This is a genomic window from Dactylosporangium sp. NPDC049140, from assembly GCF_040648435.1.
Window position 1 is genome coordinate 41,807 of sequence record NZ_JBEZDS010000051.1, and the last position, 11,372, is coordinate 53,178.

Annotated in this window: 11 protein-coding genes and 1 pseudogene; 10 read left to right on the forward strand and 2 right to left on the reverse strand. The window is 74.2% G+C overall.

Annotated features, from left to right (window positions below; translation table 11 throughout):
• Window positions 1–31 precede the first annotated feature (31 nt).
• Both AB0B76_RS47815 and AB0B76_RS47820 read left to right on the forward strand, forming a co-directional pair.
• Entirely contained in the window at window positions 32–1,147 is a 1,116-nt protein-coding gene (locus AB0B76_RS47815) for a helix-turn-helix domain-containing protein (protein WP_360389353.1), read from the forward strand.
• Between the two features lie 31 nt (window positions 1,148–1,178).
• A pseudogene (locus tag AB0B76_RS47820) lies at window positions 1,179–1,313 on the forward strand (chitinase); the annotation flags it as partial.
• A gap of 21 nt (window positions 1,314–1,334) precedes the next feature.
• On the opposite strand, the gene AB0B76_RS47825 reads toward AB0B76_RS47820, so the two are convergent.
• Both AB0B76_RS47825 and AB0B76_RS47830 read right to left on the reverse strand, forming a co-directional pair.
• Window positions 1,335–1,565 carry a ferredoxin gene (locus AB0B76_RS47825; RefSeq protein WP_360389356.1) on the reverse strand — a complete coding sequence of 77 codons (231 nt, stop codon included), beginning with the start codon at window positions 1,563–1,565 and terminating at the stop codon, window positions 1,335–1,337.
• Window positions 1,565–2,788, reverse strand: coding sequence for a cytochrome P450 (locus AB0B76_RS47830; protein ID WP_360389358.1), 1,224 nt, complete (start codon window positions 2,786–2,788; stop codon window positions 1,565–1,567). The genes AB0B76_RS47825 and AB0B76_RS47830 overlap by 1 nt, the downstream gene beginning before the upstream one ends.
• A 193-nt stretch (window positions 2,789–2,981) precedes the next feature.
• Between AB0B76_RS47830 and AB0B76_RS47835 the strand changes: the two genes are divergently transcribed.
• From AB0B76_RS47835 to AB0B76_RS47870, 8 genes are all read left to right on the forward strand, one after another.
• On the forward strand, window positions 2,982–3,971 hold the full coding sequence (locus tag AB0B76_RS47835; RefSeq protein ID WP_360389361.1) for a D-2-hydroxyacid dehydrogenase: 990 nt from the start codon (window positions 2,982–2,984) through the stop codon (window positions 3,969–3,971).
• Window positions 3,972–3,980: 9 nt separating this feature from the next.
• Entirely contained in the window at window positions 3,981–4,880 is a 900-nt protein-coding gene (locus tag AB0B76_RS47840; RefSeq protein WP_360389364.1) for a dihydrodipicolinate synthase family protein, read from the forward strand.
• Entirely contained in the window at window positions 4,877–5,647 is a 771-nt protein-coding gene (locus AB0B76_RS47845) for an SDR family oxidoreductase (RefSeq protein ID WP_360389367.1), read from the forward strand. Before AB0B76_RS47840 ends, AB0B76_RS47845 begins: the two co-directional genes overlap by 4 nt.
• Window positions 5,644–6,768 (forward strand): aminotransferase class I/II-fold pyridoxal phosphate-dependent enzyme, encoded by a 1,125-nt coding sequence (locus tag AB0B76_RS47850; RefSeq protein WP_360389369.1) that lies wholly within the window; start codon window positions 5,644–5,646, stop codon window positions 6,766–6,768. Before AB0B76_RS47845 ends, AB0B76_RS47850 begins: the two co-directional genes overlap by 4 nt.
• A gap of 19 nt (window positions 6,769–6,787) precedes the next feature.
• Window positions 6,788–8,413 carry an ABC transporter substrate-binding protein gene (locus AB0B76_RS47855; RefSeq protein WP_360389371.1) on the forward strand — a complete coding sequence of 542 codons (1,626 nt, stop codon included), beginning with the start codon at window positions 6,788–6,790 and terminating at the stop codon, window positions 8,411–8,413.
• A 106-nt stretch (window positions 8,414–8,519) separates the two neighbouring features.
• Window positions 8,520–9,497 carry an ABC transporter ATP-binding protein gene (locus tag AB0B76_RS47860; protein ID WP_360389374.1) on the forward strand — a complete coding sequence of 326 codons (978 nt, stop codon included), beginning with the start codon at window positions 8,520–8,522 and terminating at the stop codon, window positions 9,495–9,497.
• On the forward strand, window positions 9,490–10,305 hold the full coding sequence (locus AB0B76_RS47865; RefSeq protein WP_360389377.1) for an ATP-binding cassette domain-containing protein: 816 nt from the start codon (window positions 9,490–9,492) through the stop codon (window positions 10,303–10,305). Before AB0B76_RS47860 ends, AB0B76_RS47865 begins: the two co-directional genes overlap by 8 nt.
• Window positions 10,289–11,188: an ABC transporter permease gene (locus AB0B76_RS47870; RefSeq protein WP_360389379.1), complete on the forward strand. Its 900-nt coding sequence runs from the start codon at window positions 10,289–10,291 to the stop codon at window positions 11,186–11,188. Before AB0B76_RS47865 ends, AB0B76_RS47870 begins: the two co-directional genes overlap by 17 nt.
• The last annotated feature ends 184 nt before the right edge of the window (window positions 11,189–11,372 follow it).

Here is an 11,372-nt window from a genome sequence, read left to right on the forward strand (position 1 = left end):
CGGTTGTGCCGCACCCACAAGCGAGGCAGATGTGCCCACCCCGCTCGCGCCGCTGCTGGCCGCCCTGGCCGGCGACGAGGGCCTGGTCGACGAGCTCGTCGCCGCCGCCCGCGCCGCCTCGCCCGACGTGGCGCGGCTGCCCGCTCCCGAGAGCCGCCGGCACGTGGCGCTGCTGCTGTCCGCCGGCATCGCCGCGTTCGAGGGCGCCGACCCGGACTTCGCCGAGGCGGCCCGGCTCGGGGGCGACCGGGCCGCGCAGGGGGTGCCGTGCGCGGGGCTGCTGTGCGCGATCCGGGCCGCGCGGACCCGGGTGCTGGAGGTTGCCGTGCCGCTGGGCCGCGCCGCCGGCATCCCCGACGAGGTACTGCTGGGCGCGGCCCTGGACTTCGACCGGTACGTCGGCGCCCTGGAACGCCACGTGGTCGAGGGCTACCACGCCGCCGAGCGGGCCCGGGCCCGCGGCCGCCGCGACCAGCGCGACGGGGTGCTGCGCGCGCTGCTGCTCGCGGGCGGCTCGGACGAGGCGGCGGCGGTGGGGCTGCGGGCCGGCGGGCGGTACCGCTGCGTCGTCCTCGACGTCACCGACCCGGCCCGCGCGGAGGCGCTCGAACCGCGGCTGTCGGCGTGCGGCGGGGTCTTCGGCACCGTGGAGGGCCGCCTCGCCGGGCTGGCCCCGCGCACCCCGGCCGGCCTCGGCCCCGGCGTCACGGCCGTGGTCGGCCCGCCGCTGCCGCTGGAGCGCGCCGGCGACGGCTACCGCCTGTGCGTCGCCGCGCTCGCCGGGGCCGCACGGTTCGCCCGCACGGGCGTGCACACCGTGGCGGCCCTGGCCGCCGAGACCGCCCTGGCCGCCCAGCCCTCGCTGGGCGCGGCGCTCGCCGAGGCGCTGCTGGACCGCCTCGACCCGGCCGACGCCTTCCACCGCGAGCTGGCCGGCACCGCCCTGGCCTACCTCGACCACGGGCGCCGCCTCGACCGCACGGCCGCGGCCCTGCACGTGCACCCGAACACGGTCCGGTACCGGCTGCGGGCCCTGCACGAGCGCACCGGCCTGCCCGTCGACGAGGACGGCGCCCCGGTGCTCACGACCCTGCGCTGCTGGTGGGCGCTGGAGGCCTGGCAGCGCGGGACATCCGGCCGGCGCTGATCCGCAACTCGTGAGCGCTGCACGCGTTGGACCGGGCGCGTTCGCCGCCTCGTGCCGGGCCCAGCTCGACGACCCGCGCTGGGCCGGGCTCTTCGACGGGATCGACGTCGACTGGGAGTACCCGAACGCCTGCGGCGCCGCCTGCGACACCAGCGGGCCGGGCGCGCTCGCCGCGCTGCACGCGGGCCTACGGTGAGGCGGGCCGGCGGTACCGCGGCCAGCGGTTGGTGTGGATCTCGATGACCGACGCCGGGCAGCGGTTCGCCGCCTCGTAGGCCGCCTCCTGGTGCTGCGCCGGCGGGTGCTCGGCCAGCAGGATCACCACGCCGTCGTCGTCGCGCTGGTCGAACACGTCCGGGGCGACGAGCGCGCACACGCCCGAGCCGATGCACTTGTCCAGGTGGACCTCGACCCGCATCAGAGCCCGTCCTCGAGGGCCGGGAGCACCTCGTCCCAGGCGACAGGCACCGCGACCGGCCCCAGCACCGCGGTCCGGGTCTTGAAGCGGATGTCGTCGAACGGCACCGCCAGCCGCAGCGACGGCACCCGCCGCGGCAGCGTCGCCAGGACGGCGGTCAGCTCGAGCCGGGCCAGCTGCTGCCCGACGCACTGGTGCGGCCCGTGCCCGAAGCCGACGTGCGGGCCGGGCGCGCGGCCGACGTCGAGCCGGTCGCCGTCGGCGTACAGCGCCTCGTCGCGGTTCGCGGACTGGATCGCCACCACCACGAGGTCGCCCGCCCGCACCGGCTGCCCGGCGATCTCGGTGTCCGCGACGACCTCGCGCAGCAGGCCGGCGCCGACGCCGAGGTAGCGCACGAGCTCCTCGGCCGCCCCCGCCGCCAGCTCGGGCCGCTCGCGGAGCCGGGCCAGCTCGTCCGGGTGCTGCAGCAGCGCCAGCACCCCGTGGCCGATCATGCTCGCGGTGGTGTCGTAGCCGGCGATGAGCAGCCCGGCGCTCATGGCGATCAGCTCGTTGTCGGTGAACGGCCGGTCGGTCTGGTCGCTGCGCACGATCATCCGGCTGAGCACGTCCTCGCCGGGCTCGGCGCGGCGGGTCACGACCATGCCGTAGAGGTACTCCAGCAGCGGCTTCAGCGCCGCGGCCACGTCGTCGGCGCTGGACGCGCCCGCGAACAGGGCCTCGGCCGCGTGCTGGAACAGCGGCCGGTCGGGCTCGGGCACGCTGAGCAGCTCGGCGATGACGCCGGTGGTGACCGGCCGCGCGAAGGACGCGTAGAGGTCGACCGGCGGCGCGGTCTGCGCGAGCGCGTCGAGGCGCGCGTCGACGATGCGCTGCACGAGCGGGCGCAGCTGCGCGATCCGCCGCATGTTCGACACCTCGGGCGCCATGTGCCGGCGGAAGCGCAGGTGCTCGGCGCCGTCCATGCGCGAGAAGTCGCCCTCGCCGGGCCCGTCGCCGGCGTAGCCGGCGAGGATGTGCGCGGCGGTGCCGGGCCGGTTGCTGAAGCGCCGCGGGTCGCCCAGCACCTCCCGCACGTCCGCGTAGCGGGTCACCAGCCAGGCGTCCAGGCCGGTGGGGCAGGCCACCCGGGTCACCCCGCCCGTGGCGCGCAGCTCGGCGTACTCCGGAGGCGGACCGAACGGGCAGCGTTGTTCCCCGGCGAGCGGTAGCTCACGCACGGCAGTCATTCGAACCCCAATCGCGACGATGCGTTCATATTGGTCGATGGATTGGCGACACGCCAAGGACTCCCGGCCAAATTTGTCCCCTCGTTTCGGACAAATGGGTCCGGCCGCGGTGGATCATGTAAAGAGCTGGTAACAGGTGAAAGTCGGTTGTCGACAATCGGCGGTCGACCGTTAAGGTTCTGGCATGGCCCACACAGCGGTGCTGATCGCCACCTACCTGGAGCCCGAGCACGTCGGCCGCATCGCGGACGCGGCCCCGGGTGTCGAGGTCCTGTACGAGCCGGAGCTGCTGCCGGTCCCGCGGTACCGCTGCGACCACACCGGCACCCCGCGCCCGCTGAGCGCCGCGCAGGGGCAACGGTGGGAACGACTGCTCGCCCGGGCCGACGTCTCCTTCGACTTCGACTGGCAGGACCCGGCGCGACTGGCGCAGCGGGCGCCCCGGCTGCGCTGGGTGCAGGCCACCAGCGCCGGTATCGGCGGCTTCGTGCAGCGCACCGGCCTGGAGCGCAGCGACATCACGTTCACCACCGCGGCCGGCATCCACGCCGTCCCGCTCGCCGAGTTCGCCGTCGCCGGCGCGCTGTACTTCGTCAAGGGCATCCCCGAGCTGCGCCGCCGCCAGGCCGCGCGGAGCTGGGAGCGGTACACCACCGCCCAGCTGGCCGGCCGGACCGTCACCGTCGTCGGCCTCGGCGGCATGGGCCGGCAGGTCGCCCGCTCCTTCGAGGCCCTCGGCTGCACCGTCGCCGGCGTCGGCCGCGACCGCGTCGCCGCCCTCGACGACCTGCTGCCCGCCACCGACGTCCTCGTCCTGTGCTGCCCGCTCACCCCCGAGACCGAGGGGCTGATCGGGGCCAAGCAGCTGGAGCTGCTGCCGGAGGGGGCCATCCTGGTCAACATCTCGCGCGGCCCGGTCGTCGACGAGCCGGCCCTCGTGGAGGCGCTGACCGGCGGGCGGCTCGCGGGCGCCGCGCTCGACGTGTTCGCCGCCGAGCCGCTGCCCGCCGCCTCGCCGCTGTGGGACCTCGACTCCGTGCTGGTCTCGCCGCACTCGGCGTCCACCGTCGCCACCGAGAACGCGGCGATCACCGGCCTGTTCTGCGACAACCTGCGCCGCCACCTGGCCGGGGAGCCGCTGCGCAACCTCTACCACCGCGACCGCGGCTACTGAAGGAGCGTCATGCTCAGGGGAACCTGGTACATCAGCCCCACCCCGTTCGCCGAGGGCGGCGAGGTCGACACCGCGGGCCTGGAGCGGATCGTCGCCGCCGCGGCGAGCTGGGGCGTCGACGGCATCACCATCCTCGGCGTCATGGGCGAGGCGGCCGACCTCACCGCGGCCGAGCGCGAGACCGTGCTGAGCACCGTGGCCGCGGCCGCGCGGGGGAAGGTGCCGTTCGCGGTCGGGTGCTCGGCGCCGTCGGCCGCGATCGTGGCGGCCAACGCCCGCCGGGCCGCCGAGGCCGGCGCGGCCGCGGTCATGGTCTCGGCCCCGCCGCTGCTCAAGGACACCGACCAGATCGGCGCGTTCTACAAGGGCATCGCGAGCGAGCTGCCGGTGATCGTGCAGGACGAGCCGGCCGCGACCGGCGTGACCCTCCCCGTCTCCGCCCTCCTCGCGGCCCTGGACGCCGCCGGCAGCACGGTGGTGAAGCTGGAGGACCCGCCGACCCCGCCGAAGATCGGCCGGCTCCTCGCCCAGCGGCCCGGGCTCACCGTGTTCGGCGGCCTCGGCGGCGTCAGCGCCTACTCCGAGCTGCGCCGCGGCGCCGCCGGCACGATGACCGGCTTCGCGTACCCGGAGATCCTGCGCGCCATCCGCCTCGCCTACGAAGCCGGGGACACCGCGGGCGCGGCCCGGATCAACGACCGCTTCCTGCCGTACCTCGTCTTCGAGGGCCAGGTCCGCGTCGGCCTCGGCATCCGCAAGGAGGTGCTGCGCCGCCGCGGCGTCATCGCCACCGCCCGCACCCGCGCGCTCACCCCGCTGCCGGACGCGGCCACGCTGGCCGAGCTCGACGACGTGCTGGCCCGCGTCGGCCTGACCCCGGCGATCGAGCCGCTGCAGGTCTCCCCGTGACCGCCGTCGTCGGCGGGGCCAGCTCCGGCCTCGGCGCCGCCATCGCCCACGAGCTGGGCCGCCGCGGCCACGACCTGCTGCTGTGGGCCCGCAACCCCGAACGCCTCGACCTGGTCGCCGCCGAGGTGCGCGCCCGCCACGGCGTCACCGTCCACACGCTGCGCGCCGACGCCGCCGACCCGGCCGGCGCGGCCGCCGTCGCCACGGCGGCCCTGGACCGGCTCGGGCGCGTGGACGTGCTCGTGCTCAACGCCGGCGGTCCGCCACCGGTGCCGGCCGACCGCACCGACGCCGACGGCTGGCGGGCCGCGCTGCAGCTGCTGACGGTGACCCCGATCGACCTCGCCACGCGGCTCCTGCCCGGCATGCGCGAGCGCGGGTCCGGCCGGATCGTCGCCGTGCTCTCCTCGGGGGTGCGCGAGCCGCTGCCCGACCTGTCCTACTCCAACGGCGGCCGCGCCGCGCTGACGGCCTGGCTCAAGACCGTCGGGCGGCTCGTGGCCGCCGACGGCGTCACCGTCAACGGGGTCGTCCCCGGCCGCATCGACACCGAGCGGGTCGCGGCGCTGGACGCGGCCCGGGCCGCGCGCACCGGCGCCGAGGTCGCCGCGGTGCGGGCGGCCGCGATGGCCGGCATCCCGGCCGGGCGCTACGGGCGGCCGGAGGAGTTCGCGGCCGCCGTGGGCTTCCTCGCCTCCCCGGAGGCGTCCTACGTGACCGCGAGCCTGCTGTCCTGCGACGGCGGCCTGATGCGGAGCCTCACGTGATCGCGGCCGAGGTGGCCGGCACCGCCGCGTCGGGCATCCGGGCCATCGCCAACGCCGCCTGGGCCGTCCCGGGCGCGATCCACCTCGAGTTCGGCGAGCCCGACTTCGCCACCCCGGCGCACATCGTCGAGGCCGCGCACGCGGCCGCGCGGACCGGGCACACCAGGTACGGCCCCAGCACCGGGCTGCCCGCCCTGCGCGAGGCGATCGCGGCCAAGCTCGCCCGCGACAACGGCCTCGGCAACACCGCACCGGACCGGATCGTGGTCGGCGCCGGCGGGGTCGGGGCGCTGTTCGCGGCCTACCGCACGCTGCTCGGCACCGGCGACGAGATTCTGGTGCCGGACCCGGGCTGGACCAACTTCTCGACCCTGGCGACCATGCTCGGCGCGGTCCCGCGCGGCTACCGCCTCGACCCCGCGGCGAACCACGGCCCCGACTACGACCACCTCGAGAGCCTGCGCGGCCCGCGCACCCGGGCGATCCTCGTCAACTCCCCGTCCAACCCGGTCGGCTACCAGTGGGACGCCGGGCAGCTGGCGGCGGTGGGGGAGTGGGCGGCCGCGAGGAACCTCGTCGTCGTCTCCGACGAGTGCTACGACCAGCTGTGGCTGGACCGGCCGGCGGTCCCCTTCGCCGCCGCCGCGCCCGGCGTCCCGGCCGTCACCGTCTACTCGCTGTCGAAGAGCTACGCGATGACCGGCTGGCGGGTCGGGTACGCGGTCACCACCCCCGAGCTCGCGGCCGGCCTGGCCCGGGTGCAGGAGGCCACCGCGTCCTGCGTCAACACCGTGGCCCAGCACGCGGCGGTGGCCGCCCTCACCGGCGACCAGACCCCCGTGCGGGTCATGCGCGACGCCTACCGCGACCGGCGGGACATCGCCCTGCGGACGGCGCTGGAGCTGGGCCTGTCCGCCACCCGCCCGGCGGGCGCCTTCTACCTGTGGCTGCGCACCGAGGTTTCCCCAGTGGACCTGCTGCACCGAACCGGGACCGCGGTAGCGCCGGGCCCCGCGTTCGGCGCGGAAGGAGCCGGCCATGTCCGGCTCTCCCTAGCGGCGGCCCCGGACGACATCGTCCGCGGCCTGACGAACATCGCCCAACCCCCATCCCCCCAGTAAGACAACGAAGGAGGCTCGGATGCCTTCCCAACGGAAAATCGTCCTGGCGGCGCTCACGGCCGGCGTGGTCGCGCTCACCGCGGCCTGCGGCGGCGGCGACGCCAAGGACTCCACCCCCAACGCCGGCGGCAGCGAGCAGGCCCGCTACGGCGGCACCATGACCGTGGCCTACCAGAGCGACCCCAAGACCTTCGACCCGGCGGTGTGCTACGACGCCACCTGCTGGAACAACATGCGCATGCTGTACGACCGGCTCTACGACTACGTCGGCGACACCATGAACATCGAGCCGCAGGCCGCGACCGCGCTGCCCGAGGTGAGTGCGGACGGACTGACGTACACCATCAAGCTCCGCTCCGGCATGACCTTCAGCGACGGCAAGGCGGTCACGGCCAAGGACGTCGCCTGGTCCCTGACCCGCATCCTCGACCCGGCCACCAAGTCGCCGGTGCAGAGCTTCTGGACCGGGGTCGCCGGCGCCGCCGACTACGCGAAGAGCCCGACCGGCACGCTCGCCGGCATCGCCGCCGTCGACGACGGCACCGTGCAGATCAAGCTCACCGCGCCGAACAGCTCGTTCAAGTACGTCCTGGCGATGCCGCACGCGTCGATCATCGAGCAGGGCACCGCGAGCAAGCCGGTCGGCTCCGGGCCGTTCGTGATGGACCACTTCACGCCCGGCCAGGAGATCGTGGTCAACCGCAACCAGAAGTACTGGGACGCGCCCAAGCCGTACGTCGACAAGGTCGTGGAGAAGCTCGGCGTCGACCCGCACGTGCAGCTGCTGTCGCTGCAGAAGGGCTCCATCGACCTGATGGGCGACCCGATCCCGGCCGCGGACTACCTCACCGTCTCCGGCGACGCGTCGCTCAAGCCGCAGATCAAGACGATCGTGAAGCCGTCGACGTACTACGTGACCATGAACACGCAGATGGCGCCGTTCGACAACCCGAAGGTGCGCGAGGCCGTCTCGTACGCCTTCGACCGCAGCTTCCTGCTCAAGCTCGTCGCCGGGCAGGGCAGCGTGGCCAACGAGTACCTGCCGCCGGGCATCACCGGCTACACCAAGGACAAGCTCGTCCACGACCAGGACATCGCCAAGGCCAAGCAGCTGCTGGCCGAGGCCGGCTTCCCCAACGGCTTCTCGACCACGATGTACTCCTGGAACACCTCGCCCTGGACCGCGCTGCTGCCCCAGCTCCAGCAGGACCTCGGCAAGATCGGCATCACGGTCGACGCCAAGCCGGTGCAGCAGAGCGCCTTCTTCGACCTCGCCGGCACGCCGAACAAGGCGCCGATGACGCTCACCTTCTGGGTCGCCGACTACCCCGACGCCAGCGACTTCTACCAGGCGCTGCTGTCCTGCGGGGCGGCCATCCCGGGCGGGCAGAACTACCCGTTCTACTGCAACAAGAACGTCGACGACCTGGTCAACCAGGCGCTCGCGGCCAAGGACAACGACGCCGCCACCGCCCTGTACGTCCAGGCCACCAAGGCGATGCTCGCCGACAACCCGGTGGTGCCGCTCTACTACGGCTCCAAGACCGAGGTGTTCGGCAAGACCGTCGGCGGCTACCACTCGCAGCCCATCTGGGGCTGGGACATGACCAACTACTGGAAGACGACGGGCACGGCCGGTCGCTGACGCGGCGCTCCCGCCGGAGTTCGCAGGAGCTCCGGCGGGACGCAACAGAGCCATCGCCGGCCGGCCCGCGTCTGCACCGACGAGGTCTGTGATTGAGGACACGCATGTGACAACGCTTCTTGAGGTGGACGACCTCACCGTCGACTTCGACCGCGACGGGCAACGCTCCGCCGCCGTGCGCGGCGTCTCGTTCTCCGTGGCCGCGGGCGAGCGGGTCGGCATCGTCGGCGAGTCCGGCTCCGGCAAGTCCGTGACGGCGCAGGCCGTGATGCGGCTGCTGCCCCAGACCGCGGGCGTCGGCGGCCGGATCAGCTTCGACGGCTCCGACGTGCTCGCCTTCGACGCCAAGCGGCTGGCCCGCTGGCGCGGCGCCGACATCGCCATGGTCTTCCAGGACCCGATGTCGAGCCTCAACCCGCTGCTGCGGATCGGCACCCAGCTCGCCGAGGGGCTGCGCCACCACCGCGGGCTGGGCAAGGCGGCCGCGCGGGAGGAGGCGGCCCGGCTGCTGCGCACCGTCGGCATCGGCGACGCCGAGCGGCGGCTGAAGGAGTACCCGCACGCGTTCAGCGGCGGCATGCGCCAGCGCGTGTGCATCGCCATCGCGGCCGCCTGCACGCCGCGGCTCATCGTCGCCGACGAGCCGACCACCGCGCTGGACGTCACCGTGCAGGCCCAGGTGCTCGACCTGCTCGACGAGCTCACCGACCGCCACGGCACGGCGACCGTCCTCATCAGCCACGACCTCGGCGTCGTGTCGAGCTTCTGCGACCGGATCCTCATCATGTACGCCGGGCAGGTCGTCGAGTCCGGCCCGACCGACGAGATCGTGGCAAGGCCGACCCACCCGTACACCCGGGCGCTGCTGGAGAGCATCCCGCGGCTGCGCGGCCCGCTGCCCCGGCGGCTGCCCACGATCCCGGGCGCCCCGCCGTTCGGCGACGTGCCGTCCGGGATGTGCGCGTTCGCCGGCCGCTGCCCCCGCGCGCAGGACCTGTGCCGCACCACCGATCCCGCCCTGCGCCCGACCGGGCCCGGCGTCGCCGCCGCGTGCCACTTCCCCCTGGAGGGCGGCCGTGACTGAACCCGCCGTCGACGTCCGCGACCTGACCGTCGCCTATCGCAAGCGCGGCACCGGCTGGCGCCGCGAGGAGCTGACCGCGGTCGACGCCATCAGCTTCGCCATTGCGCCCGGGCGCACCCTGGGCCTGGCCGGCGAGTCCGGCTCCGGCAAGAGCAGCGTGGCCCGGGCCCTCATGCGGGTCGTCGAGCCCGCGTCGGGCTCGGTGCGCATCGGCGGGCAGGAGGTGACGACCCTGCGCGGCGCCGGGCTGCGCCGGTTCCGCCGGCACATGCAGATGGTGTTCCAGGACCCGTACGACTCGCTCAACCCGCGGCTCACCGTCGGCGAGAACGTCGCCGAGGCGCTCGTCGCCGCCGGCGTGCCCCGCCCCGACCACACCGTCCGCGTCCGCGAGCTGTTCGACCGGGTCGGGCTGCCGTCCGGCTTCTCCGGCCGCTACCCGCACCAGCTCTCCGGCGGCCAGCGCCAGCGGGTGTCGATCGCCCGGGCCCTGGCGGTCGGGCCGCAGGTGCTCGTCTGCGACGAGGCGGTCTCGGCGCTGGACGTGTCGGTCCGGGCCCAGATCCTCAACCTGCTCAAGGACCTGCAGGAGGCCGACGGGCTGGCCTACCTGTTCATCTCGCACGACATGTCGACGCTGCGGTTCATGGCCGACGACATCGCCATCATGCAGGGCGGCCGGATCGTGGAGACCGGCGCCGGCGAGGCCGTGTTCGCCCAGCCGTCCCACGAGTACACCCGCGAGCTGATCGCCGCGATCCCCGAGCCCGGCTTTGGAAGGAGGCAACGCCGTGACGGTACCCATTGAGGTCGGCACCGATGTCGCCGCGCCCGGGTTCTGGCGGCGCGCGCGGCGCAGCCTGCGCCACGACTGGCCCGCGCTGGTCTCCATCGCGCTGCTGGTCCTGCTTGCCCTGGCCGCGATCCTGGCGCCGCTGCTGGCCCCGCACCCGCCGCTGACCACCTACCCGGAGGGGCTCCAGGCCACCGGCGCACCCGTCGGCCCCGGCGGCGACTTCCCGCTCGGCGCCGACCCCAACGGCCGCGACGTGCTGTCCCGGCTGCTCTACGGCGCCCGGGTCTCGCTCGTCATCGGCATCCTCGCCAACGGCCTGGCCACCGTCCTCGGCGTGCTCGTCGGGCTGGTCGCCGGCTACCTCGGCGGCTGGGTCGAGACGGTGCTCATGCGGATCACCGACGTGGTGATGTCGTTCCCGATCCTGCTGTTCTGCATCGCGCTGATCTCGGTCACCGGCCCCAGCGCCCGCAACGTCGTCGTGGTCATCGCGCTCATCTACTGGACCGCCCTCGCGCGCATCATCCGCAGCCTCGTGCTGTCGCTCAAGGAGCGCGAGTTCGTCGTGGCCGCGCGGACCCTGGGCCTGTCGCACTGGAGGATCATGCGCAAGCACCTCTTCCCGCACCTCGTGCCGACGATCATCGTGTACGCCACCCTCGGCGTGGCCTCGTCGATCCTCATCGAGGCGTCGCTGTCGTTCCTCGGTGTCGGCGTGCCGGTGCCCGACCCCTCCTGGGGCCAGATGATCGAGCAGGGCAAGGAGTACTTCCAGATCGCGCCCTGGCTGCTCTTCGCGCCCGGCGTCTGCCTGCTGCTGACCGTCCTGTCGTTCAACCTCGCCGGCGACTGGCTGCGCGACCTGCTCGACCCGACCGCCCCGGAGCGTCGCTGACATGAGCGGTTCGCAGCGAAGCGGAGAGGCCGCGATTTTGCTAGCACAGTTTTGGCTCAGGCCGGCGCCGGAGCTTGCGGAGGTGTCGGCATGAGCGGTTCGCAGCGAAGCGGAGAGGCCGCGATTTTGCTAGCACAGTTTTGGCTCAGGCCGGCGCCGGAGCTTGCGGAGGTGTCGGCATGAG